We start from the raw sequence: 24,165 nt of genomic DNA, 5'->3' as shown, positions 1-24,165 counted from the left end.
GGGATATTAGAATGAAAAAGTTGAGTGTCCTTGCAGGTTTGCTATCAATAGGGTTGGTCATCAGCGGATGCAGCTCGGCTTCATCAAAGGAAGAGGGCAGCGCGAAGAAAGTTAGCAAAGGCTTTAAGGCTGAGCATCTGCACGGAATAGCCTATGCTGCCGACCAAAATATTTACATCGCTACCCACGAAGGAATGCTGGTGACTGAGGGCGGAGAAAACTGGACCTTTAAAGGGAACTACGATTTTGATTTTATGGGCTTTAATGTAATGAGCGACGGGACAATGATTTCAAGCGGGCATCCGGGAAAAGCATCCAATCTCCCCAATCCGCTTGGGTTTATGGTAAGCAAAAATAACGGGGGAAAATGGGAGCCTATTTCATTGCTTGGCAAGGTTGACTTCCACATCCTGTCCTCAAATTTCAGCAAGCCCGATGTCGTTTACGGAGTAAACCAGATGGACAGCGGCAACTATAAAGCAGGGATCTATAAGAGCACAAACGGGGGCGAAGACTGGGAGCTCCTGAAGTCGTCCGGGCTCCCTCAGGATTTGCATACCATTTATTCAATAGTTTCGATGCCAGATAACGAAAATGTGCTGCTCGCGGGTACCGATACCGGAATCTTGAAATCAGAGGACGGCGGCGTTACATGGAGCCAATATGACCAAACCCGCCTTATTACTGCGTTCGGCGTACTTCCGGAAACAAAAGAATTGATCGGCTACTCGATTACCAACCAGGGAGCGGGCATCATGACAAGCTCTGATATGGGCCAAACCTGGTCGGACAAAGGATTTGACCTTGGCCAGGATGCCGTTGCTTATTTCGGCATCAACCCGAAGGATTCAAAGAAAATCGCGATTTCAACATTCGAAAACAGTGTATTTTATACAGAAGATGGCGGCGGGGACTGGAAACCATTGATGGATAAAGGCGTTGTCCAGTAAGCTATCATTTTACTAATAATACCCAGCGATAACCTGGCTCCCTGGTTGTTTTGAAATGCATTTCGCGTATGGAATCCACTGTTTAGCCTTTCTTTACATGGGGAACTGAAAATAGTGACTCGAAGGAGGTGAACTGAATGGAAGCGCAAATGTACCAGGAGTGCATTGATGCCTGTTTTGAATGCATGGAGGCGTGTAATTCGTGCTATGATGCGTGCCTGAGGGAAGAGGATGTAAAGATGATGGCAGACTGCATCCGGACTGACCGGGAATGCGCTGATATATGTGCTTTCGCCATTAAGGCAATGCAATCCAATTCCCCTTTTGCAAAACAAATTTGCGCACTTTGCGCGGAAATTTGCGAGGCGTGCGGGGAAGAGTGCCAGAAGCACAGCCGCCACGACCATTGCCGAAGATGTGCGGAAGCGTGTTTCCGTTGTGCCGAGGTATGCAGGAAGATGGCAGCGTAAGGATTATGTTACAGAAGGCATTCCTTTTAAGATTACGGGGAATGCCTTTTTTAATAGAGGAAGTAGGTGGGCTTAAGCGAAGGAAGTACCGGCAACAGTTTTTCAATTGTAAAGTTTTATTAGCGGAAAGCATGTGCCAAGAGTGGAAAACAACAGTCCAATTTGAATGCCTAATTGTAAAAATGCCGCCCCGAAATTGGAGCGGCATTGTCACTTTAATGATGGCGATGTAATTGGCAACAGTTCTTATTTTGCCGGAACAGGTGTCGGCGTTCCTTCACCGTACGATTTATAATGGTCGACAATTGTTTTGTTGATTTCCTTCAGGCTTTTTCCATCTTGTTTCAGCATTACCGCCTCCCGGGCGATATTGACACAAATGTCTCAAGAAATGCCGTGGGGATCCCACTCGGTAACGGCCATATTGCCATCCATCCCGCCAATGAAGCAGTCAAGGTTGTTTTCATGGCCATCAGTCGCGCAGCCGCAATAGCATGGTACAGATTCCAGAACTTCTGGGTACTGAGCAGCCAGGATGTACGTTTCCTGGATTTTTTTAGAAGATTTCATGACATAATCCGGCAGGGCTGCATGCTTGGAATCAAGAGCTAAGTTTTTGGTATCCAAGGAGCCGCAGGCGGAAATGACGCCGATGGCAAGGATCACCGCGATAAGCAGTAAATAACGTGGTATTTTCATGGTTCTCCCTTTCGTGTAGGTTATTTTTGTAGGAATTCAGCAGAAAAAGCTTAACTTCTGTCCTGGTGTGTTCCTTAAGTAAAGATGAATTAACCCTATCCCAGAATGAACGAAAATTGTGCAGAAAGTATCGAGAAAAGGTTAAGGAATTTCGAACAATGAAACGGCACTTATTTTGCCATGGTTGGCGGTATCTGCTAGCTGAAAACAAAAGCCTCCCTAGGAAGAGAGGCTTTTAACATTCAGTACAGGATTGGGAAATTTTCCGTCTCAGCAAGTAAGAATTAATCCGCTGGGACCGGCGTAGGTGTTCCCTCACCATAGGATGAATATTTGTCGACGATTGATTCATGGATTGCCTTCAGGCTTTTTCCGTCTTGTTTCATTTGTACCGCCTCCCGGGCGATATTGACACAAATGTCTCAAGCGGTGCCGTGGTTATCCCACTCTGTTACCGCATTATTGTTTCCGATGCCTTTGACAAAGCAGTCGAGGTTGCTCTTATGCCCGGCGCCTGCGCCACAGCTGCAATAGCAAGGGACAGATGCGAGCACTTCCGGATACTCGGCTGCCATTACATACGTCTCCTGGACCATTTCAGGGGTTGCCAGGACATAATCAGGCAGCGGCGCATGCTTCGAATCAAGCTTCAGCTCATCGGACTTAGCCGAATCCGAGCTGCACGCCGAAACCACGCCAATGGCAAGAATGGCACACATTAGCAGCAGATACTTAAAATTCCTCATAGCCTTCTCCCTCTCAGTAATGTATAAACATATTTTAACAAGGAATCCATGATGGAAACCTAACCCTTTTCAAACGTTTTGTGACACCACCTCTTGAGTGGCAATCTGAGGAGCAATCCGAGATGCCACTCCTGGGTGTCAGGCACCGCCCTGTTTTAAAGTTCTGTTTTTTTCGTTGGAAGGTTGGGTATTATAACAATATTTACTGTTTGTGGAGGGGGATTGCATCGTGGATTTGACGCCGCAGCAGCGGGTGGAGCTGCATGGATTTAATAATTTGACGAAGAGTTTGAGTTTTAATATGTACGATATTTGCTATACGCAGACGAAGGAAGAGCGGGAAGCATATCTTGAGTATATTGATGAAAGATATAATGCCGATCGCCTGACTAAAATTTTGAAGCATGTCGCTGACATTATTGGAGCGAATGTGCTGAATGTGGCAAAGCAGGATTACGTACCGCAGGGGGCGAGCGTGACGATGCTTGTCTCGGAGGGTCCGGTTGTCGAGGTGCCGACCGAGGTGTTCGAGGAGTCTCCCGGTCCGCTGCCATCCGCTGTTACGCTAGCACTCGACAAAAGCCATATCACTGTCCATACGTATCCAGAGTACCATCCGGATGAAGGAATCAGTACTTTCCGCGCGGATATTGACGTATCGACGTGCGGGGAAATTTCGCCGTTAAAAGCGTTGAACTACCTGATCCATTCATTCGAAACCGATGTAATGACGATGGATTACCGGGTCCGCGGGTTTACGCGCGACAAGGAAGGGTACAAGCTGTTCATCGACCATGAGATTTCATCCATTCAGAATTATATTCCCGATGAAGTAATCGACCGTTACGATATGATTGACGTAAATGTGTACCAGGAGCATATTTTCCACACGAAATGTAAGCTGCGCGAGTTCGACCTGAACAATTATCTGTTCGGCTATACAAAGGACAAGCTTACGGAAGAGCAGCGCCAGGAAATCACCGAGAGCATCAAGTGGGAAATGGATGAAATTTTTTACGGGAAAAATATTTACCAGGGCAGCTTTGTTAAAAATGCTGAAAAGGCCTTCCGCGACAATCTCGAGCAGGAAGTACAAAAGAAACAGACCGGCAAGGAGCCTGAATAAGGCTGCCTTGCCGGTCTATTTTTCAACCCGAAATGAATGCCACTGCCATACGGCTCTTGGAACCTAAGGTTAAATACCTCCCCGCAAACCCCGCCTAACTCCCGCCAACAATCCCTAAACGGGACTCATACCTAACCGCACCCACGCCATTCATCTCCTCTATCGGATATGTTTCGTGATTTTCAGCGTTAGCCCGATCGGCCGATAAAGTATGAACGGCCGGCCCGATGGCTAAGATGGTATGTATATTATGGAAGAACGGGCAGTGGGTGCCGAGGTGGAAAATGAAAGAGGACGTGAAAAATAAAGTAAGCACTAGCCTTGGGGCGAATGTGGATTTTTTTAAAAAAGAGCTTGGGGTAGGCAAAAGCTTCGACGTCATCCATCTGGAAGTCGAGTATGCGGGCCGGAAAATGGCGCTGTTCATGGTTGACGGCTTGGTCAAGGACGACATGCTCCATCTCCTTTTGAAGTTCATGGCGAATTTGAAGGAGGACCAGCTTGAAAGCGTGACCATAAAACAGCTCATGAAGTCGTACCTCCCATACATCGAGCTTGAAGCGACAGATGACCTCGACAAGGCTGTAGACATGGTGCTCGCGGGCCCGACCGCGCTAGTTGTTGACGGGGCATCCGAAGTTATTCTAATCGATGCAAGGACATATCCGGTCAGGGGGCCTGAAGAACCTGACATGGAGAGGGTCGTGCGAGGGTCACGAGATGGTTTTGTTGAAACGATCGTGTTCAATACGGCTCTAATCAGAAGGCGGGTGCGCGACCGGACGCTCAGGATGGAGTACATCCAGGCAGGGCGGCGCTCAAAAACCGACATGATCATTTGCTATATCGAGGACATCGCCGATGGGGAGCTTGTCGATAAGATTAAGAATAAGCTGTCCAGCATCGATACGGACGGGCTGCCAATGGCTGAGAAAACAATTGAAGAATTCATTACCGGCAGCTATTTGAACCCATTCCCCGCGGTAAGATACACGGAGAGGCCGGATACAACTGCGGTTCACCTGTACGAAGGGCATGTTTGCGTCCTCGTTGACGGGTCGCCAAGCGTGTTGATTACGCCGACAACGTATTGGCACCATCTCCAGCACGTAGAAGAATACAGAAACAAGCCGCTTGTCGGTGCCTATTTGCGGATTGTACGGTTTGTTGCGGTATGGGCATCCCTATTTTTGCTTCCGCTTTGGTATTTGCTCACGATTGACCCGAGCCTTGTGCCGAAAAGCATGAAATTCATCGGGCCGAATGACCCTGGCAAAATACCATTGTTCCTGCAATTTTTTATGATTGAACTTGGAATCGACATGCTGCGGATGGCGGCGATCCATACACCGACCTCGCTTGCGACGGCTCTGGGACTTGTCGCCGCACTAATGATCGGGCAGGTCGCCGTCGAAGTTGGACTTTTGACGAACGAGGTCATCCTGTATTTGGCGCTCGCAGCCATTGGCACATTCGCGACCCCCAGCTATGAATTGAGCCTTGCCAACCGGCTTGTCCGGCTATTTTTACTAATCGTAACCGCCTTGTTCCATACATTTGGGCTCGTCGTCGGGTTCACGCTCGTCATTCTTTATATGGCGCGCATGAAAAGCTTCGGCGTTCCGTATCTATGGCCGTTTATCCCATTTGATATCCGCGCCTTCCGTGACGTGCTGTTTCGGTCGCCGATCCCGTTAAAACACAAGCGCCCCAGAATCCTTAAGCCCAAGGACCCGGACAGGTAAAGAGAAGGGAACAGCATATTGGTGCTGTTTCCTTTTTTTTTGGTTTGGCAGTGGAGCGAATATTCAGATAAACTGGAATGTGTGAAGATGACTAAAATAACGACCAAAAAAGACACGTACAAAGGAGGACGACAAAACATGCCCCACCCCTCACTAAAGTTGCCAAAGGAACTTGAGGCTTACCGGAGCCAAATTGAAAAAACGGCTAGGCCAAGCGTCAAAATCACGACGGAAAAGGGGAAAGCCGCCTTGTTCGATAGCAAATTCGGCGGGKTTCCGTATCTCCCCAAGACAGCAAGCCATCCAAAGGATGAAAAGGGAAATCATATGGCGCTGCTTGCCCAGATCAATTTAAGCGAAATCCCGCATATCAAACCCATGCCTAAAACGGGAATGCTGCAATTCTTCTTGTCTCCTGTCGATGAAGTGTACGGCCTTGATTTCGATGACCCATACGCACAAAAAAATTACAGAGTCATATTTTACGAGAATGTCCTAAACGATGAGTCCGCACTCATAACCGATTTTTCCTTCATACCTGACCTAGGCGGTGAGTACGGGCCAATTGTGGAGGAAGGCCGGATGAAATTTGAACTCACAGAAGTCCCTGTATCGGAAGGGGATTACCGCTTTGAAAAGCTGCTCGATATTGATCTCTCCCAGCCTATCAGCCACAAGGAATATGAAGATTTATTCGAACTTTATGCCGGGGAACTAAGTGCGGAGGGGCACAGGATTGGCGGATATCCCTATTTTACCCAGGAGGACCCGAGGGAGGAGGGTGATCCGGAATTCCTTCTTTTCCAGGCGGACACAGACGATGAAATCGGACTAATGTTCGGCGACAGCGGCGTCGCCAACTTCTTCATAAAGGAAGAGGACCTGCGCCGTAAAAACTTTCAGCGTGTCTACTATAATTGGGACTGCTGCTAGAAAACCGTTTTTTTCGGAAAGTTGGCAGCCTACATTCTGATATGAGGGCTGCCCTTTCCATCCCTTTCTAATCCTCCACAAACGGAAACATCAGCACCTTCTTCGACTCGCAATACTGGAGAACCGGCTCCCCCGGAAGCGGCACCGGGCTCATCGTATTCACATCAACCACAGCCTCCGCAACCGACACATCCCACGGCAAGTGATGAATATCGCCCCTCAGCACCTTTCCATCCCGGACCGTAAACAAGCAATACCGCTCAACCAGCCAATGCTCCAGCGTCCCCGCCCTGCACACCCCCGGCTCCGACACCGGCAGATACGAACAATCCAATCGGCCAAACCCATCCTCGCCCGCAATCCGCCTATTCAAAAACCGAAACCCTTTCCTTTTGTGAAAATCGGCCAACGCGCCTGTTCTACTTTCCGGTACACCCAAAGCTTCCGCAACAAGGCCTCCCCCCGGAATCTCATTCTCAACCGACATCTCCGCATGTTTATACGGAAGCGCAAGCAACCCGTTTGCCGCAAACACCGCCGGCGCCAAATTCGCATCCAGGGAAAAGAACCAGACGCCCTGTCTCCCATTCCGTTTCACATACGTCCTCACATTCAATTCCAAATACTCATTCAGCATTGGGATTTCCGGCAGTGCCCTGAACCGCTGGTGCCTGATCCGGAACGGCGAAATCGAAATCCACGCCTGGCCTTCCCACGTATCAAGCTCAAGTTCGGGCGGGACATGCGCCCTGGCCATGGCGGCATCCACGGGCCAATGCATAAACATTAGATTTTCCCACGTTTGGGTCATCAGCCACGGCGCATCCGGCAGGGGATAGGGCCGATGAGCCGTCTGCCTTAGCAACTCGTCCATATTCGTGAACCACCTTTCACTTTGCAATTCCTCGGGTATTGGAACGGGGTATCAAAGTGGATGCCAGAACCCCCACTAATGGAAGGTTCACTTTACCTTACCCGATTTTCAGGACAGCCAGCTTGAAAATCCGCAAAAAATCAAAAACAGGCGCCCCGTATGCAAATGAAGAGTATTTCGGGTATGATAGAATAAATAATTACAAACATTTGCAGGGGGGAACCATGAAAGACTTAGACCACGCACTTTATACATATCTACTTTCCCATTCGTCCGATATGACGGAGGAGTGGCTTAGCCGGAGGGGTGAAAAAGCCGGGTCGCCTTACTCAGTCGATGCATCCCCTGAACTCGTCAACAAAATTCGCGAACAAAACAGGCTATTTACTGAACGGATAACCAAGGTTTTTATTGAAGAGGAAGAGGAATTCAAAAAGGGCATTATCCCCTGGACCCGTATGGTTTCGGAGGACAGGGTGAACGCTGGCGTCCCGCTCCACCATGTAATTGAACAATTCGGGATATTCCGAAGCGTCATCATCCTCTTTATCGAAAAATTTGCGCGTGAATCCCGGGAACTCCATGGCCATGACGATATTTTTCGCTGGATCAATCAAATCAATCTCGCCTTTGACAGAGTCATTGGTTTATTTTCCAAGCATTATTATGAAGTCCACAGCCAGTTGATTTCCGAAAAGGAAAGGATCATTTACGAACTGAGCTCCCCGGTCATCCCGGTAACAAAAGGTACCGGCGTACTCCCGCTCATCGGTGAAATCGACCTTGACCGGGCATCCGACATACTGGAATCCGTCCTGAACCAAAGCGCCGCGATGCGCATCAACAAGCTCGTCATCGACATGTCCGGCGTACCTGAAATGGACGCCGCGGTCGCATGTGAGCTGTCAAAATTAATCAAAGGATTGAACCTCATTGGCATCCGGGCCATCCTTTCGGGCATAAAGCCAGAAGTCGCCCAGGCCGCAGTCACCCTGGGAATCAGTTTCAACAACACCGAATTCGAACCGGACCTCGCCGCAGCATTGTCAAAACTCAACTGGCAAAACTAGCTCACGAACCAAATCAAAAGGGGGATAAAAGGTGATTCAATACTTATCGGCATTCTTCCTGCCCGGCCTGGCCGTCATGCTGTTCGCAAGGGTCACCTACAACCGCGTCATCGCACTCGCCCTGACAGTCGGCCTCATCGCGGCATCCGTCTACAAAGGCTACACAAACAGCTGGGGGCTCATCATCGTCGACGCCTTCTCGCTCACCGCAGGCTTCTGGGCCGCCACATTCCTAAAGACCAAGCCAACCAAAAACGAAGCCTGACACCCGCCAAGAAGACTCCGGCGGGTTTTCCATGTTCAGGGCTTTTTTTTGCAAAAATTGGCCCCCGCACCCCTTATACTGCCAGCATAATGCAAGTGCACCCACATAATTCCCATTTTTTTTAAAAAACACCCTGTATGCAGCAGGAAATCCATAAAATAAAACGAATACTTGTTCGTATAAAGTTGGTTTGCCAGTATTCCTTTGTGGTAGAATGTTTTTATACGATTCCTGAAATGCCGGAATTCAGAATTTCGGCATCCTTTCAGTTTGTCCGCACCATCGCGGCCTTCGGGAGCATCCTTTCAGTTTGCCAGGAACAAGGCCGCCTTTGGATAACCCTTCAGTTTGCCAGCACATGGGCCACTTTGGGAGCATCCGGCCGGTTTGAAGGAGGCAGCTTGCCGGGCATACTGATTACCATATAAATTGGCAGCAAAGACAAGCCAACACACTTAAATGACAAAATCATACATCATGTTTTTCAATAGACGCTTGATTTTAGGATTGGAGGTTCGAAAACATGAAGAACCAATTTGAATTAGTGTCCAAATACAAGCCGGAAGGGGACCAGCCCGAAGCGATTAAAAAGCTGGTCGACGGCATTTATAAAAAGAAGCGCATCCAGACGCTCCTAGGCGCGACGGGTACGGGCAAGACGTTTACCGTTTCCAATGTCATCAAGGAGGTAAACAAGCCGACGCTCGTCATCGCCCATAACAAGACGCTCGCCGGCCAGCTGTATAGCGAGTTCAAGGAATTTTTCCCGAATAACGCCGTCGAGTATTTTGTCAGCTACTACGACTACTATCAGCCGGAAGCCTATGTGCCCCAGACCGATACATTCATTGAAAAAGACGCGAGTATCAATGATGAGATTGACAAGCTGCGCCACTCGGCGACATCTTCATTGTTTGAGCGCCGCGATGTTATTATCATCGCGTCTGTTTCGTGCATTTATGGCTTGGGTTCGCCGGAGGAATACAAGGAAATGGTCCTCAGCCTCCGGACCGGGATGGAAATCGAACGGAACAAGCTGCTCCATAAGCTCGTCGATATCCAATACGCACGGAATGATATCGACTTCAAGCGCGGTACGTTCAGGGTGCGCGGCGATGTTGTCGAGATTTTCCCGGTGTCCAAAGACGAGCATTGCATCCGTGTCGAGTTTTTCGGCGACGAGGTTGAACGCATCCGTGAAGTCGACGCCCTGACAGGGGAAATCATCGGCGAGCGGAACCATGTCGCCATCTTCCCGGCATCCCACTTCGTAACGAGGGAAGCAAAGCTCAGGCTCGCCATCGAAAATATTGAAAAAGAGCTGGAAGAACGGCTTGAGGAGCTCCGCGCGGATGAGAAGCTGCTTGAAGCGCAGCGCCTTGAGCAGCGGACCCGCTATGACCTTGAAATGATGCGGGAAATGGGCTTTTGCTCGGGCATTGAAAACTATTCCCGCCATCTGACGCTCAGGCCGCCGGGATCGACGCCCTATACGCTCCTCGACTATTTTCCGGACGATTTCCTGATTGTCGTGGACGAGTCCCATGTTACATTGCCGCAAATCAGGGGTATGTTTAATGGAGACCAGGCCCGGAAGCAGGTGCTTGTAGACCACGGCTTCCGCCTGCCGTCCGCGCTCGATAACCGTCCGCTCAAATTCGAGGAATTCGAACAGCATATCAACCAGCTGATTGCCGTTTCGGCAACGCCTGGCCCTTACGAGATTGAACACACTCCGGAAATGGTCGAACAGATCATCCGGCCGACCGGGCTATTGGACCCGAACATTGACGTACGCCCGATCGAAGGGCAGATCGACGACCTGATTGGCGAAATCAATGAGCGGATCAAGCGGAACGAACGCGTTCTTGTGACGACTCTGACGAAAAAGATGTCCGAGGACCTGACAGATTACCTGAAGGAAATCGGCATCAAGGTTCAATACCTGCACTCCGAAGTGAAGACGCTGGAACGGATTGAAATCATTCGCGAGCTGCGGCTAGGGAAATATGATGTGCTTGTCGGAATCAACCTGCTGCGGGAAGGGCTCGATATTCCGGAAGTATCGCTTGTCGCAATCCTTGACGCCGATAAGGAAGGCTTCCTTCGCTCCGAGCGGTCGCTGATCCAGACAATTGGCCGCGCCGCCCGTAACGAACGCGGGCATGTCATCATGTATGCGGACAGGATGACGAATTCGATGCAGATTGCGATTGAAGAAACGAAGCGCCGACGCGCCATCCAGGAAGAATACAACAAAAAGCACGGCATTACGCCGATGACGATTCAGAAAGATATCCGCGCCGCCATCCGCGCCACACAGGCCGCCGAGGAAGGTGAAGCATATTCACCGGCAAAAGCACTCGGCAAGCTGGCCAAAAAGGACCGCGAGCGCGTGATTGCCGATATGGAAAAAGAAATGAAGGAAGCGGCAAAGGCGCTTAACTTTGAACGCGCCGCCGAGCTTCGTGACCTGATACTAGAGCTGAAAGCGGAAGGATGACTGCTACATGGCTATGGATAAACTTGTCGTAAAAGGCGCCAGGGCCCACAATTTAAAAAATATCGATGTCACCATTCCGAGAGATAAACTTGTCGTTTTGACAGGGCTTTCCGGATCAGGAAAGTCCTCGCTTGCTTTCGATACCATTTACGCGGAAGGGCAGCGCCGCTATGTCGAATCGCTGTCCGCCTATGCCCGCCAGTTCCTTGGGCAGATGGACAAACCGGATGTCGATGCAATTGAGGGCCTTTCGCCGGCGATATCAATCGACCAGAAAACAACGAGCCGCAACCCGCGCTCAACTGTCGGGACGGTAACGGAAATCTATGATTATCTAAGGCTTCTTTTTGCACGAATCGGGAGGCCGGTGTGCCCGAACCATGGGATTGAAATATCCTCGCAGACAATTGAGCAAATGGTCGACCGGATTATGGAGTATCCTGAACGGACCAGGCTGCAGGTTCTCGCGCCGGTCGTATCGGGCAGGAAAGGAACTCATGTCCAGGTCCTCGAGGACATCAAGAAACAGGGCTTCGTCCGCGTCCGTGTTAACGGGGAAATGCTTGATCTAAGCGATGAAATTTCTTTGGAAAAAAATAAGAAACACTCAATCGATGTTGTCGTCGACCGTGTCGTCGTGAAAGAAGGAGTCGCACCCAGGCTCGCGGACTCACTTGAAACCGCGCTTGGCCTTGGCGACGGGAAGGTTGTCATCGACGTAATCGGAGAAGAGGAATTGCTGTTCAGCGAACACCATGCCTGTCCGCTTTGCGGTTTCTCAATTGGCGAGCTTGAACCGAGAATGTTCTCGTTCAACAGCCCGTTCGGGGCCTGCCCGGATTGCGACGGCCTCGGATCAAAGCTTGAAGTCGATCCCGACCTTGTCATCCCGGACAGGGACCTGACACTCAACCAAAATGCAATTGCCGCTTGGGAATCTGTTTCCTCACAATATTACCCGCAGCTTTTAAAGGCTGTCTGCGACCATTACGGCATCGATATGGATGTCCCGGTCAAGGACTTGCCAAAAAGCCAGATGGACCGCATCTTATATGGTTCGGAGGGGAAAAAAATCTACTTCCGCTACCGGAATGATTTCGGCCAGGTAAAAGATGGCTATATCGTATTCGAAGGCGTTTTACGGAATGTCGAGCGCCGCTTTAAGGAAACGAGCTCGGACTATATCCGTGAACAGATGGAAAAGTACATGGCCCAGCATCTGTGCCCCGCGTGCAATGGCTATAGGCTGAAGCGTGAAAGCCTCGCTGTGCTTATAAACGGGAAACATGTCGGGGAAGTAACTTCCCTGTCGGTCAACGAAGCGCATCAATTCTTTCATTCGCTCGACCTTACCGAGAAAGAAATGAAAATTGCCAGGCTTGTCCTGCGGGAGATCGGCGAACGGCTCGGCTTTCTGGTGAATGTCGGCCTCGATTACCTGACATTAAGCCGGGCTGCCGGGACATTGTCCGGGGGAGAAGCGCAGCGAATCAGGCTCGCGACCCAGATCGGTTCGCGCCTGACCGGCGTCCTATACATTCTCGATGAACCGTCGATCGGCCTCCATCAGCGTGATAACGACCGGTTGATCGGCACACTGAAGAGCATGCGCGACATCGGCAACACGCTTATTGTTGTTGAACATGACGAGGATACGATGCTTGCTGCTGATTACTTGATCGATGTCGGCCCTGGTGCCGGTGTCCATGGCGGCGAGATCGTTTCCGCAGGAACGCCGCAGGAAGTGATGGACGACCCGGCGTCACTGACTGGCCAATACCTTTCCGGAAAAAAATTCATCCCGCTCCCGCTTGAACGCAGGAAGCCGAATGGACGCTTCCTAGAAGTCAAGGGAGCCACTGAAAATAACCTGAAAAACGTTTCCGTCAAGTTCCCGCTCGGCGTGTTCATGGCGGTCACCGGAGTTTCGGGATCGGGAAAAAGTACGCTCATCAATGAGATTCTCCATAAGTCACTCGCCCAAAAGCTTCATAAGGCGAAAGCAAAGCCGGGCGAACACAAAACCATCAAGGGAATTGAACAGCTGGATAAGGTCATCGACATCGACCAGTCGCCAATCGGCCGGACGCCAAGGTCCAATCCGGCGACATACACCGGCGTGTTCGACGATATCCGCGATGTTTTCGCCTCAACGAACGAGGCAAAGGTACGCGGGTACAAAAAGGGCCGTTTTTCCTTTAACATAAAGGGCGGGCGCTGCGAAGCCTGCCGCGGGGATGGCATCATCAAAATCGAGATGCACTTCCTTCCCGACGTCTATGTACCGTGCGAAGTATGCCACGGAAAACGCTATAACCGCGAAACGCTCGAAGTGAAGTATAAGGGCAAGAACATTTCGGACATCCTCGATATGACCGTGGATGATGCCCTAGAATTTTTCGCCAACATCCCGAAAATCAGCCGAAAGCTGCAGACGATTACAGATGTCGGACTCGGCTATATTACGCTCGGCCAGCCGGCAACAACCTTGTCCGGCGGGGAAGCACAGCGTGTCAAGCTCGCTTCCGAGCTGCACCGCCGCTCAACCGGCCGTTCGCTGTATATTTTGGATGAGCCGACAACCGGACTCCATGTCGACGATATCTCCAGGCTGTTGGTTGTGCTGCAGCGCCTCGTCGAAAACGGAGACACAGTTCTTGTGATCGAGCACAATCTCGACGTCATCAAGGCCGCTGATTACATCGTCGACCTCGGCCCGGAAGGCGGGGACAAGGGCGGCACGATTGTCGCAACCGGAACGCCGGAGCAGGTGGCGGACGTACCGGAATCCCATACCGGCCGCTATTTGAAGCCAATCCTCGAACGTGACCGCGCCAGGATGCTTGAACAGGTACAAGGAAAAGAAAAGCAAGCTGCTAAAGCGAGATAGGATAACGGGACCGCCCAATTTTATGGGGCGGTTCCTTTTTGGTGTGTGGGGATAAAAATTGAATCTGGATTTGCGTAAATCAAACAGAAAGGCAATGAGCCACAAGAATCCCGAAATCCGAAGAATCATGACACAGAATCGGAGTCCTGGCCGCCTGACAGATTTTTGGTAGCTTTTTTCCTTCCAAGTTCGTCATCTAAAAGTAAATGTTCAAAGAACAACTATCTTTTTACGGCTGGCTAGTTATACATACCGTTACATCTTTCTTCCAAAATTGTAACAATTCTGAAGTTTGTGTAAAATATATGTAACAGAAAAGTAAGAAGGAGTTAAAAAAGACGAAGTGGCTCCATAAAAAGGGTCCTGTGTGCTGTTTTTCAGGCCAGGGGGGATGTGAGAAAGATGTTAAAATTTTTGATTAGTCAGGTAACAATGTGGGTGTTGGTCATGGCGCTATTTATGGCGCTGCTGTTTTTGCCTCGGGATATCATCTATCTGGAGGCCGGTGCCGGGAATTATCTTGGGGCAAAATATGAATATTCCCTTGAGAAACATGCCGGCCAATTCAAGGAGTTCTTTACATATATAAAGGAAAACAAAGGCCTCGGGGACGTAATGGAGGGCTATTCGCGGGTTGAGAGCATTAAGCGCACTTTTATAAAGAGCATGAAAATTGCAATCCCGGCGTTATTCATCGGCCTTTTTGGCGGAGTGGCCAAAGGGGTTTTTGATTATCGGATAAGATACAAGAAGACGAGCATCTTTGGCGAAACATTAACAAGGTTCTTCCTGTCAATCCCGGACCTGTTTTTAATTATTATGATTCAGATTGGAGTCATGACGGCATACAGTTGGGGCCTCCTCCCTTATATGAAGGTCTATGGCAGCGACGCAATGAGCACAACGATTCTCGGAATCATTTATCTTTCCATTTATCCTGTCTTTTATATAGCGAATATCACCTTTTTAAGCATCCGCGATGAGCAGGCAATGGATTACATCAAGACGGCTTTTTCGAAAGGGACTTCTTCGTTAAGAGTTCTCTACACGCACGTCCTGAAAAATTGTTATCCGAAAATTCTCAGCCATACGAACACGATTACACTTTATACTCTCTCAAACTTGTTTATTGTTGAATACTTGACGAATTACCGGGGCGCGGCCTATTTTTTCTTCCAATCGGTCGCCTCTCCATTCATTGTAGCCGTAGGGCAGGAGCATTATCCAATTAATATTTACAGCGCGGCGGGTTATATCTTTCTTTTTACATCGGTTATTTTCCTTTCAAAAGTAGTCAGCCAGATTGGAAAAAACCTTCTGTACCCGCTTGAAAGGAATGGATCAGGATGAAGAAAAACTGGAGGCTTTGGGCCGGTGCTTTTTTTCTTGCTCTTTTGGCTGTCATCGCTGTTGCGGGGCCGCATTTGCCATTTGTAGACACGGAGCTGAAAGAAATTGGAGCGATAAGGACGGACGAGGGGAAAATCATCCTTGTCCCGTTTCCGCCAATGGAGGGATATCCGCTTGGAAGTACCCATAAAGGGGTCGATATCCTTAGCCTGCTTATAATGGGGACGGGAGAAACACTTAAGATTGTCCTGGGCGTCGTCGCGCTGCGTTACGTATTTGCCGTTCCGCTAGCTGTAGCTGGCTTTTATTCAAGATTTATAGAGTGGCTTATGAATGGCTGGCAGCAGCTTTTTTCATTCATGCCGCCAATTTTCTTCGTATCATTTTTTTCCGGCCTGCCGTTCATCTTTTTCTCCGATTGGCGGCCATTTTACATGATTCTCGTCATTGCCTTGCTGGAAACGGGGCGGGTTGCCGAAATTATTCACACGCATTTGCGGGATACCGAGAAACGGCCCTATATTGAGGCGGGAATTGTCTCCGGCTGTTCTCCGTACACATTATTCAGGAATTATTATCTGCCTGTCGTCATACCAAATATTATTGTAATGATTATCAATGATATCGGCAGGACGCTGTTCCTTCTCGCGCAGCTCGGTATTGTTTTTATTTTCATTAGCCAGAAATTCATGATGAACGAATGGGGGTCGGCTTACGAAGTTGTCAATACCTCTCCATCATGGCCCATGATCTTTGAGAGCATTCTTAAAGATGTCCGGGTCTACAAGTGGATCCCGTTTGCAGGAATTGGCGCGATTGGGCTCACCCTTCTGTTCATTAATCTGTTCGCGGGCGGGCTTCAGCGCTACTTTGAAAGCAGGCATCGGACGGCAAGGTATGATTTGTGAAAAAAATAGCCCATACTGAAACTTTTTAGGTAAAGGCCCGTAAAAACAGGGAAGGGAGGCTGGTGTTATGGATACAAGGAAAGTCCTGTCCGGATTATGCTATTTTAGCATCTTTTTTGCACCGTTCCTGTTTCCGATTGTAGTTTATTTTGTAGCAGAGGACCTCATCACGAAGGAGCACGCCAAAAAGGCATTGTTATCCCATCTCATACCATTCGTAGCGATTCCGTTTGCGATGCTTGGTGCGATTGCGGGTGCGGGTGCCGGGTCAGATGCCGGATTTGGGATAGCGATACTCGGGATGGGGATTTACGGAATCCTGTCGATAGGGGTAATTATCTGGAATGTTGTGAAAGGAATAAAGACAATCCAGGAGCTGTAAGGCTGTACCAATTTGCAAATGGGCAAGGTATGAAAATGACATCCCAGTTTTAGGTTTATTTTAAAAATATGTGAAGGAAAACGTGGAGGAAGGGGAGTTTTTTTGTGAAGGAAGAGCGCAGAAGGATTTTGGAAATGGTTGAGCGTGGCAGTTTATCGGCGGTTGAAGCCATCACCTTGCTTGAGGAGCTGGAGAAGTCCTCCCAGACCGCAGGCGAGAGGGAGCAGGAGCTGAGGAACGAGCTCTCGGTAGTCGTGCACGAGGACTCCGGAAGCAAAAGGGCAAACGAGGAGCCGTATAGGTCGCATACGACGAAGGATAAGCTGTTTGAACTCCTTGATACCGCGATTAAAAAAATCAAGGAACTGGATTTGGATTTCAATTTTGGCCAATCTGTGGAGATTTCACACATTTTTCATCAAAATGCCGTGAGCCTGGCTGATATTGATGTCAACATTGCCAACGGCTCGCTGAAAATTGTCCCATGGGAACAGCAAAACGTCAGGGCTGAGTGCCAGGCCCGCGTTTACCGGGTGGAGAACCAGGATGAGGCAAGGAAAACGCTCCTTGAAGCGGTTGTTTTCGATGTCGTCGAAGGACGGCTGAGATTTTTAACGACTCATAAATGGATGAAGGTGGACACTGTCCTGTATGTCCCGGACGAATCGTACGAAAAGGTTCGCGCCAAATTGTTCAACGGGCCAGTAACCGGGGAAAATCTGCGCGCAGCCGATGTAAAGGCGAAGACTGGAAGCGGAAAAATTTCCTTTAAAGGAATTTCCGGCAAAAAGCTTGAGGCTGAGACAGGAAATGGGCATATTAAGCTAAAAGGCTGTGCGGTTGAAAAGGTTGAGGCTGAAACGATCAATGGCGGCATCAAGCTGGAAGGGTCTTTTCAATCGGCCGATCTTAGGACCTTTACTGGCGGAATCACCTGTGACATTCAGGGGGCATGCGAGTTCCTTTCGGCAAAAGCAGCGACCGGCGGCATTGATATATATGTGCCGGAAGGTCAGGCGGTCGACGGCGAACTAAGATCCAATTTGGGCGGTTTCCAGGTTGACCTCGACCGTATCCAGCTTCTTGAGGAAAAAAGCGAGATGATCCAGAAAATGCTCCGGTTTAAAACAATTCAGCCTGATGGCCGGACGGCCAGGATTATCGCCGAAACGAAAACCGGCGGCATCACAGTCAAAAAGGCCGAATCTGCTAGGAAGGATGAATTATAATTAACGTTAGCGGATACGTTAATCCAATTTGATCATTACTAGGAAGACTACAGTTTTTTTAAAAAAGAAAAGATAGTTGTTGGAAATGAAAGGTGGAGCTAGAAATGAGATGGCTGATAGGGATAGGGATTAATGCAGTACTGTTCATGGCAATCGCGGGGTATTTTGACGATGCATTCCGGATATCGGGCTTTGGTGCCGCTATCGTTGCAAGTTTCCTGCTGTCCATCCTGAACGTGCTCGTCAGGCCGGTGCTCATTTTGCTCACCTTGCCGGCTACTATCCTGACACTCGGGCTGTTTTTGTTTGTAATCAACGCGGTGACACTGCTTTTGACGGACGCGCTCATGGGGCCTGCATTTGAAATCTCAGGCTTCGGGATGGCACTGCTTGCGGCAATTATCATTTCGTTGGTGAATATTATCATTCAAAAATTTGTGATGGATAAAGAGCGAAAATAAGCCGTTACAGAAAAAAGCGCGGGAAGCCGCGCTTTTTTCATTCGTAAGGAAACAGCGTTATTGAGCTTGCCCCGTGGAGTAAGTAAGTTTATCGAAGGCAGCTCGCTACTCCTGATAAACCAAAGCCGCAAACCCATCGGCCATAAGCCTTTTTACAAGCGCTTCGGCATTTTCTTTTTTGGAAAAAGCGCCGGCCTGCACTTTGTATAGGCCATCTTTGTCCTTCGCGGCAAATGCCTGGTAACCTTTTAACGACAGTTTGGATACCAAATCATCGGCATTGGTTCTGTCGCGGAAAACTCCGGCTTGTACTCGGTAAAGAATCCCGTCGCGAGGGGCAGGTACCGGCTGTTTCTTCTTCAATCCGAACTGTTCGGCAATCCCGTCGGCTATCGCCATTCCGCATATTTGCCTGTAGGAGTCAGATCGTAGAAGTGCCTCTTCCTCACGATTTGTCATGAACCCGCACTCAGTAAGTATGGCGGCCATGTCCGTCTCGCGGAGAACGTGAAAATTGGCCGTCTTGACGCCCCGGTCACGCCGTCCGGTTTTCTCGACTAAATGTTGCTGAACCTTTAAGGCAAGCTCATAGGCATCCTTTGGTTTTTTCACATAAACGAACGTATCTACCCCATTCGCACTGTTCCATGTATCCTCGTACGCATTTGCGTGAATCGCCACATACGCATCCACCTGCAATTGGTTCGCCTTGTCTGTCCGTTCTTGGAGAGGGACATCCCGGTCGTCCGAATGGGCAAGGTATACCGAAACATCCTGGTACGTTTCGAGCTCCTTTTTCGCGTAGGCGGCAACCGCCCTGTTAAACTCGTATTCCCGCATCCCCGAAGGGCTTCGCTTACCCGCTGTCGAATAGCCATGGCCCGCATCCAGCATAAATTTCATCCTATTAACCCCCTTTCAAGTCTTTCTCTTACTAAATATGAAAAATTGTTGAAAGTGGCTAGGGACAAGCTGACAATTAATTTAAAGAATGCTCTTTTTAAAAAAGGACTTTTACTGCCTCGGTGCCCAGAGGATGATGGAAACACCAATCAGGCAAATTCCGGCCCCAAGCCAGTCAAAAAAGTCAGGGGTTTTGCGGTCGACTCCCCACCCCCAGAGCACAGCCAGGATGATGAATACTCCACCATAAGCGGCATACACCCGCCCAAATGTCGGGAAGTTTTGCAATGTCGGAATTACTCCGTACGCGGCAAGGATAAGGCAGCCGAAAATCCCGTACAAAAGTGGGCGGCCTTCCCTAAGCCAGAGCCAGACTAAATAGCCGCCGCCGATTTCCGCCAGACCGGCAACCACAAATAAAAGTATTGCTCCAATCATAAAGGACCTCCACTTAAAAACAGTACTTACACCCCATTCTAAATGTAGAGGGGGAGAGAACAAAAAAAAGAGCCATTGCGGCTCTCTTTACACTTTTCAAGCTTGATCTTTAAGGTTTGTCCACGGTTTGAAAGAGATCCAATCGATTCTTTTGTAAAAAAACCGCTCCTTAAATCAGGCTTAGTGCATCCTCATCTGCAATGATTGTTACATTGCCATGCTTCTGCAACGCGGATGCAGGGAAGTCTTCGGTAATTTCTCCTTTAATGAGGCTGTGCAGCGCTTCAGCCTTTGACTTTCCGTTAGCGAGGAGGATAATCTCCTTGCTTTCAAGTATGGTTGCAATCCCCATCGTAAGCGCCTTTGTCGGAACTTCCTCAGGAGAGGAGAAAAAGCGGGCGTTATCCTTGATTGTATCTTCCGCCAGCGAAATGACTTGAGTTCTGCTCTCAAATGAAGTCCCGGGTTCATTGAAGGCGATATGGCCGTTGCGCCCGATGCCGAGCAGCTGAAGGTCAACTCCGCCAAGATCGGCGATTTTCTTTTCATAATTGGTGCACTCCGCCTCAAGGTCCTTCGCCATTCCATCCGGAATGAAGGTCCTTTCCGGGTTGATGTCGAGATGGTCAAACAAATTTGTTTTCATAAAGTAATAATAGCTGTTTGGGTCTGTTTTCGGCAGACCGATATATTCATCAAGGTTAACGGATGATGCCTTGCTGTAGGAGGTGCCGTTTTTCTTGTGATCCTCAATCAAATATTGGTATGTGCCAATCGGCGTGCCTCCTGTCGCAAGCCCCAGGACAATCTCCGGGTTGGCGCGGACCTTTTCCGCAATTAGCTCCCCGGCGGCTTTTGCCAGTTCCGTATCGTTCTTAACTTTGATAATTTTCATCCTTTATCCCTCTTTCCAAACCTTTTATTTTTTTTATTATGAAGGAATTTTTCTTTTCCTCCAAACGATAACCTGCCGCCATTCGATTATTTTTTATGCGCCAGTACCCCGCGGCACCATGTTGCAGCGACATTCATGCCGGAATCCAGGACGGCCAGGTCAGCGTCCTTTCCTGGAGCGATGCTGCCTTTCTTATCAAAAATTCCGATCTGCTTCGCCGGGTTCACGCTTGCCATCCGGACCGCATCCAGAAGGCTGACCCCCGAAAAATCAGCTGCATTTCGGACGGCTTCATTCATTTTTAAAATACTTCCGGCAAGTGTCCCATCCGCCAAAACTGCCCGGCCATTACCAACGGTTACATCTTGGCCCCCGAGGTCATAAACGCCTGCGTTCAGGCATTTCGCCCTCATCGAGTCGGTAACGAGCACCATCCCATCAGGGCCTTTCGCGGCAACGGACAACTTGACCATTTCAGGGGCGATATGGATGCCGTCGACAATCATTTCAACGAGAAGCTCCTTGAACAATAGCGCCGCCCCGGCAGTACCTGGCTCGCGGTGGTGCATGCCGCGCATGCCGTTGTACAAGTGGGTAACATGCCTGGCACCGGCCTGGACCGCTTTTTCAACTTCCTCATAGCCGGCGTCGGTATGGCCGATGGAGGCGATGACGCCTGTACTGGCCAAATATTCAATGAACTCTGTCCCGTTTTCAAGTTCGGGTGCAGTGGTGACAAGCTTAATCAGGCCCGCCGCTGTTGTTTGCCATTGTTTGAATAAATCGATATCGGGATTGATAATATATTCCCTTGGCTGGGCTCCTGCCCTTTTTGCGTTGATGAATGGACCCTCCAGATGGACGCCGGCCATTTCCGCCCTGCCGGGAACATTATCGTTTTCGCAATAGCTCGCTGCATTTCTCAATGCCTGTTCGATGTTTCCATGCTCCTGGGTAATGGTCGTCGCGAGGAAGGCGGTTGTTCCTTCCGCGGGCAAGGCGCCGGCAATTTTCCGAAGCGCTTCATGCGTACCGTCCATTGTATCCGCGCCGGCCGCCCCGTGTATGTGCAGGTCAATGAACCCAGGCACGACCGTTGCAGATTCCCCGAACTCAAATACCTCGGCATCCTGGTATTTTCCGTCAGCTTCGGATAAAGGACCCGCGGCAGCGATTTTTCCATTCTCTATATAGACGTATTGATTTGTTTTAACTTCATTTTCAAAAACAATTCTGCCTTTAATTTTCAGTAAAGTGGCCAAACCAACCAGCTCCATTCGCCTAATATACGTCTAGGTGCTTCCCTTAAGTATACGGTTTTCGCCATTTGGCTGTCCAGGCAACAGCGGTGCAACGATGATTAAATTGGCCAGCTTGATTTTGTTCCGGTGAAAAAAGTGCTAAAATAGATAGAATCAACTGATTGGCTGCGCCAGAAGAGAAGGAGGAACGGCTTTGTTGAAAGTACGTACGAGGGATATTTACGAGAAGTTTGGCCTTGAACTCATTTGTGGCGGTGAAGGCATAGACAGGCCGATTACAACGAGTGATTTGTCCAGGCCGGGCATTGAGCTCGCAGGCTTTTTTGATTATTATCCAGCCGAACGAATCCAGCTGCTTGGAATGACCGAGCTTTCTTTTTTTGAAAAATTAAATGGAAACGATCGCGTCGTAAGGATGGAGAGGCTATGCACGGATATTACTCCTGCAATCATCATCACCCGCGGCCTTGAGGTTCCGGAAGAATTAATAGAAGCAGCCGAGCGGGAATCCGTCCCAGTGCTGCGCACGAAATTCAAAACGACCCGCTTCTCCGGAAATTTGACCAATTTTCTTGAAAGCAAGCTTGCGCCGACAACCGCTGTCCATGGCGTTTTGGTAGACGTTTATGGAGTGGGGGTCCTTCTTACTGGAAAGAGCGGCGTCGGTAAAAGCGAAACCGCGCTCGAATTGGTGAAACGCGGCCATCGGCTAGTTGCCGACGATTGTGTAGAAATTCGCCAGGAGGATCAGGATGCGTTGTTCGGAACGTCGCCTGATTTAATCGAGCATCTCCTCGAAATCCGCGGACTCGGCATCATCAATGTTATGACGCTGTTCGGTGCCGGCGCTGTCCGCAGCAACAAACAAATTACGTTAAATATCCATCTTGAAATATGGGACAAGGATAAGCAATATGACCGGCTGGGCCTTGACGAGGAAAAATTGAAAATCATCGACTCAGAAATTACGAAACTGACAATACCCGTCCGCCCTGGCCGAAACCTGGCTGTTATTATCGAGGTTGCCGCAATGAACTTCCGGCTGAAGCGGATGGGCGTCAACGCGGCTAAGCAGTTCACTGAAAAGCTGTCGGGTGTAATTGAGGAAGGCCGTTCTGAACCGTTTTAACCGCCTTGATTAAAAGTGGATCTCCAACTTTTGGAGGAAAAGAGAAAATCAAAGGAGAATGAGAATGGAAGAAACGATTACACCGCTCAACCCGGTTGCGATCGACCTCGGCCCAATCCAGGTTCACTGGTACGGCATCATTATCGGGACCGGGCTTGCGTTGGCTTTATATCTTGCCATGAGGGAAAGCGATCGGAGGGGGCTGCCAAAAGAGACCTTTTCCGACCTGCTCATTTGGGCAATCCCGATCGCCATTATTTCAGCGCGCATTTATTATGTTATTTTCCAATGGGACTACTACGCCCAAAACCCGGGCGACATTATAAAAATCTGGAACGGGGGAATCGCCATCTACGGCGCATTAATCGGTTCCGTTCTGACAGCCTATTTCTTTACGAAAGCACGAGGCATTTCTTTTTGGAAGCTGGCCGATATTGCCGCCCCGAGCATCATCCTTGGCCAGGCAATCGGCCGCTGGGGGAATTTCATGAACCAGGAAGCCCATGGGGAAGAGGTTTCGCGGTCGTTCCTTGAAGGCTTGCACCTGCCTGATTGGATCATTAACCAAATGTATATTGAAGGGCACTACTACCACCCGACCTTCCTGTACGAATCGCTCTGGAACTTTGCCGGCTTCGCGCTGTTGCTTTTCCTGCGCCGCGTCAATCTTCACCGGGGGGAAAGTTTTCTGGCATACGTTATCTGGTATTCAATCGGCCGTTTCTTCATCGAAGGGATGCGCACTGACAGCCTAATGCTCGGTGATATCAGGGTCTCACAGCTGCTATCGATCGGCCTCATTCTGCTGGCCGCGGTATTGATCTTTTACCGCAGAAAAACCGGCCTTGCCGACGCCCGGTACCTTGATGACGACGGGAAAGGGAAGTAGGCCGCTGGATTCAACCCGGCAATGCCGGCATTTGATTTATGAAGACAG

General features: G+C 49.5%; 23 protein-coding genes. 16 read left to right on the top strand and 7 right to left on the bottom strand.

Going from position 1 to position 24,165, the window contains the following annotated elements; translation table 11 throughout:
- Positions 1-11 precede the first annotated feature (11 nt).
- Positions 12-950: a F510_1955 family glycosylhydrolase gene (locus ADU24_RS19675; protein WP_053368227.1), complete on the top strand. Its 939-nt coding sequence runs from the start codon at positions 12-14 to the stop codon at positions 948-950.
- A 137-nt stretch (positions 951-1,087) separates the two neighbouring features.
- Complete coding sequence (locus tag ADU24_RS19670; protein ID WP_053368226.1) at positions 1,088-1,420, top strand: four-helix bundle copper-binding protein; 333 nt, start codon at positions 1,088-1,090, stop codon at positions 1,418-1,420.
- Positions 1,421-1,666: 246 nt separating this feature from the next.
- Here ADU24_RS19670 and ADU24_RS23590 read toward each other — a convergent pair whose 3' ends face one another.
- Positions 1,667-2,119 carry a PCYCGC motif-containing (lipo)protein gene (locus tag ADU24_RS23590; protein WP_269432244.1) on the bottom strand — a complete coding sequence of 151 codons (453 nt, stop codon included), beginning with the start codon at positions 2,117-2,119 and terminating at the stop codon, positions 1,667-1,669.
- A gap of 284 nt (positions 2,120-2,403) precedes the next feature.
- Positions 2,404-2,865: a PCYCGC motif-containing (lipo)protein gene (locus ADU24_RS23585; protein ID WP_442853745.1), complete on the bottom strand. Its 462-nt coding sequence runs from the start codon at positions 2,863-2,865 to the stop codon at positions 2,404-2,406.
- 229 nt (positions 2,866-3,094) lie between these two features.
- Between ADU24_RS23585 and speD the strand changes: the two genes are divergently transcribed.
- The 3 genes from speD to ADU24_RS19640 all read left to right on the top strand — a co-directional run bounded on the left by speD (position 3,095) and on the right by ADU24_RS19640 (position 6,669).
- Entirely contained in the window at positions 3,095-3,991 is an 897-nt protein-coding gene (gene speD, locus ADU24_RS19650) for an adenosylmethionine decarboxylase (RefSeq protein ID WP_053368222.1), read from the top strand.
- 284 nt (positions 3,992-4,275) lie between these two features.
- Positions 4,276-5,736, top strand: coding sequence for a spore germination protein (locus tag ADU24_RS19645; RefSeq protein ID WP_053368221.1), 1,461 nt, complete (start codon positions 4,276-4,278; stop codon positions 5,734-5,736).
- Positions 5,737-5,823: 87 nt separating this feature from the next.
- On the top strand, positions 5,824-6,669 hold the full coding sequence (locus tag ADU24_RS19640) for a YwqG family protein (RefSeq protein ID WP_231689650.1): 846 nt from the start codon (positions 5,824-5,826) through the stop codon (positions 6,667-6,669).
- 67 nt (positions 6,670-6,736) lie between these two features.
- On the opposite strand, the gene ADU24_RS19635 is transcribed toward ADU24_RS19640, so the two are convergent.
- Positions 6,737-7,543: a YqjF family protein gene (locus ADU24_RS19635; protein ID WP_053368219.1), complete on the bottom strand. Its 807-nt coding sequence runs from the start codon at positions 7,541-7,543 to the stop codon at positions 6,737-6,739.
- A gap of 224 nt (positions 7,544-7,767) precedes the next feature.
- Between ADU24_RS19635 and ADU24_RS19630 the strand changes: the two genes are divergently transcribed.
- From ADU24_RS19630 to ADU24_RS19585, 9 genes are all read left to right on the top strand, one after another.
- Positions 7,768-8,613: an STAS domain-containing protein gene (locus ADU24_RS19630; RefSeq protein WP_156324643.1), complete on the top strand. Its 846-nt coding sequence runs from the start codon at positions 7,768-7,770 to the stop codon at positions 8,611-8,613.
- A 31-nt stretch (positions 8,614-8,644) separates the two neighbouring features.
- On the top strand, positions 8,645-8,878 hold the full coding sequence (locus ADU24_RS19625; protein ID WP_082306983.1) for a CsbA family protein: 234 nt from the start codon (positions 8,645-8,647) through the stop codon (positions 8,876-8,878).
- Positions 8,879-9,401: 523 nt separating this feature from the next.
- Positions 9,402-11,381, top strand: coding sequence for an excinuclease ABC subunit UvrB (gene uvrB / locus ADU24_RS19615; protein WP_053368216.1), 1,980 nt, complete (start codon positions 9,402-9,404; stop codon positions 11,379-11,381).
- Between the two features lie 7 nt (positions 11,382-11,388).
- Positions 11,389-14,271, top strand: coding sequence for an excinuclease ABC subunit UvrA (uvrA, locus tag ADU24_RS19610; protein WP_053368215.1), 2,883 nt, complete (start codon positions 11,389-11,391; stop codon positions 14,269-14,271).
- A gap of 402 nt (positions 14,272-14,673) precedes the next feature.
- Positions 14,674-15,621, top strand: a complete 948-nt coding sequence (locus ADU24_RS19605) for an ABC transporter permease subunit (protein ID WP_053368214.1) — start codon at positions 14,674-14,676, stop codon at positions 15,619-15,621.
- Positions 15,618-16,529, top strand: a complete 912-nt coding sequence (locus ADU24_RS19600) for an ABC transporter permease subunit (protein WP_053368213.1) — start codon at positions 15,618-15,620, stop codon at positions 16,527-16,529. Before ADU24_RS19605 ends, ADU24_RS19600 begins: the two co-directional genes overlap by 4 nt.
- A 67-nt stretch (positions 16,530-16,596) precedes the next feature.
- Positions 16,597-16,911, top strand: a complete 315-nt coding sequence (locus ADU24_RS19595) for a DUF4870 domain-containing protein (protein ID WP_053368212.1) — start codon at positions 16,597-16,599, stop codon at positions 16,909-16,911.
- Between the two features lie 104 nt (positions 16,912-17,015).
- Positions 17,016-18,140, top strand: a complete 1,125-nt coding sequence (locus tag ADU24_RS19590) for a DUF4097 family beta strand repeat-containing protein (RefSeq protein WP_053368211.1) — start codon at positions 17,016-17,018, stop codon at positions 18,138-18,140.
- A gap of 104 nt (positions 18,141-18,244) precedes the next feature.
- A complete protein-coding gene (locus ADU24_RS19585) occupies positions 18,245-18,601 on the top strand; it encodes a phage holin family protein (protein WP_053368210.1) in 357 nt (118 codons plus the stop codon).
- 105 nt (positions 18,602-18,706) lie between these two features.
- Here ADU24_RS19585 and ADU24_RS19580 read toward each other — a convergent pair whose 3' ends face one another.
- From ADU24_RS19580 to nagA, 4 genes are all read right to left on the bottom strand, one after another.
- Positions 18,707-19,504, bottom strand: a complete 798-nt coding sequence (locus tag ADU24_RS19580) for an N-acetylmuramoyl-L-alanine amidase (protein WP_053368209.1) — start codon at positions 19,502-19,504, stop codon at positions 18,707-18,709.
- Between the two features lie 111 nt (positions 19,505-19,615).
- Entirely contained in the window at positions 19,616-19,942 is a 327-nt protein-coding gene (locus ADU24_RS19575; RefSeq protein ID WP_053368208.1) for a YnfA family protein, read from the bottom strand.
- A gap of 169 nt (positions 19,943-20,111) precedes the next feature.
- Positions 20,112-20,837: a glucosamine-6-phosphate deaminase gene (gene nagB / locus ADU24_RS19570; RefSeq protein ID WP_053368207.1), complete on the bottom strand. Its 726-nt coding sequence runs from the start codon at positions 20,835-20,837 to the stop codon at positions 20,112-20,114.
- Between the two features lie 86 nt (positions 20,838-20,923).
- Complete coding sequence (gene nagA, locus ADU24_RS19565; RefSeq protein WP_053369018.1) at positions 20,924-22,099, bottom strand: N-acetylglucosamine-6-phosphate deacetylase; 1,176 nt, start codon at positions 22,097-22,099, stop codon at positions 20,924-20,926.
- 193 nt (positions 22,100-22,292) lie between these two features.
- Between nagA and hprK the strand changes: the two genes are divergently transcribed.
- Both hprK and lgt read left to right on the top strand, forming a co-directional pair.
- On the top strand, positions 22,293-23,228 hold the full coding sequence (gene hprK / locus ADU24_RS19560; protein WP_053368206.1) for an HPr(Ser) kinase/phosphatase: 936 nt from the start codon (positions 22,293-22,295) through the stop codon (positions 23,226-23,228).
- A 64-nt stretch (positions 23,229-23,292) separates the two neighbouring features.
- Positions 23,293-24,117: a prolipoprotein diacylglyceryl transferase gene (lgt, locus tag ADU24_RS19555; protein ID WP_053368205.1), complete on the top strand. Its 825-nt coding sequence runs from the start codon at positions 23,293-23,295 to the stop codon at positions 24,115-24,117.
- Positions 24,118-24,165 lie beyond the last annotated feature (48 nt).

The organism is Bacillus sp. FJAT-27245, from assembly GCF_001273955.1.
Taxonomy (GTDB): Bacteria; Bacillota; Bacilli; order Bacillales; family Cytobacillaceae; genus Bacillus_D.
Note: the sequence above shows the minus strand (reverse complement) of the source record. Positions and strands in the feature narration are given on the sequence as shown.

Excerpts from the sequence above, each read along its gene's own strand:
- ADU24_RS19675 (WP_053368227.1), top strand. The coding sequence starts at position 12 with ATGAAAAAGTTGAGTGTCCTTGCAGGTTTGCTATCAATAGGGTTGGTC.
- ADU24_RS19670 (WP_053368226.1), top strand. The coding sequence starts at position 1,088 with ATGGAAGCGCAAATGTACCAGGAGTGCATTGATGCCTGTTTTGAATGC.
- ADU24_RS19645 (WP_053368221.1), top strand. The coding sequence starts at position 4,276 with ATGAAAGAGGACGTGAAAAATAAAGTAAGCACTAGCCTTGGGGCGAAT.
- ADU24_RS19635 (WP_053368219.1), bottom strand. The coding sequence starts at position 7,543 with ATGGACGAGTTGCTAAGGCAGACGGCTCATCGGCCCTATCCCCTGCCG.
- ADU24_RS19630 (WP_156324643.1), top strand. The coding sequence starts at position 7,768 with ATGAAAGACTTAGACCACGCACTTTATACATATCTACTTTCCCATTCG.
- uvrB (WP_053368216.1), top strand. The coding sequence starts at position 9,402 with ATGAAGAACCAATTTGAATTAGTGTCCAAATACAAGCCGGAAGGGGAC.
- uvrA (WP_053368215.1), top strand. The coding sequence starts at position 11,389 with ATGGCTATGGATAAACTTGTCGTAAAAGGCGCCAGGGCCCACAATTTA.
- ADU24_RS19605 (WP_053368214.1), top strand. The coding sequence starts at position 14,674 with ATGTTAAAATTTTTGATTAGTCAGGTAACAATGTGGGTGTTGGTCATG.
- ADU24_RS19600 (WP_053368213.1), top strand. The coding sequence starts at position 15,618 with ATGAAGAAAAACTGGAGGCTTTGGGCCGGTGCTTTTTTTCTTGCTCTT.
- ADU24_RS19595 (WP_053368212.1), top strand. The coding sequence starts at position 16,597 with ATGGATACAAGGAAAGTCCTGTCCGGATTATGCTATTTTAGCATCTTT.
- ADU24_RS19585 (WP_053368210.1), top strand. The coding sequence starts at position 18,245 with ATGAGATGGCTGATAGGGATAGGGATTAATGCAGTACTGTTCATGGCA.
- ADU24_RS19580 (WP_053368209.1), bottom strand. The coding sequence starts at position 19,504 with ATGAAATTTATGCTGGATGCGGGCCATGGCTATTCGACAGCGGGTAAG.
- ADU24_RS19575 (WP_053368208.1), bottom strand. The coding sequence starts at position 19,942 with ATGATTGGAGCAATACTTTTATTTGTGGTTGCCGGTCTGGCGGAAATC.
- nagB (WP_053368207.1), bottom strand. The coding sequence starts at position 20,837 with ATGAAAATTATCAAAGTTAAGAACGATACGGAACTGGCAAAAGCCGCC.
- lgt (WP_053368205.1), top strand. The coding sequence starts at position 23,293 with ATGGAAGAAACGATTACACCGCTCAACCCGGTTGCGATCGACCTCGGC.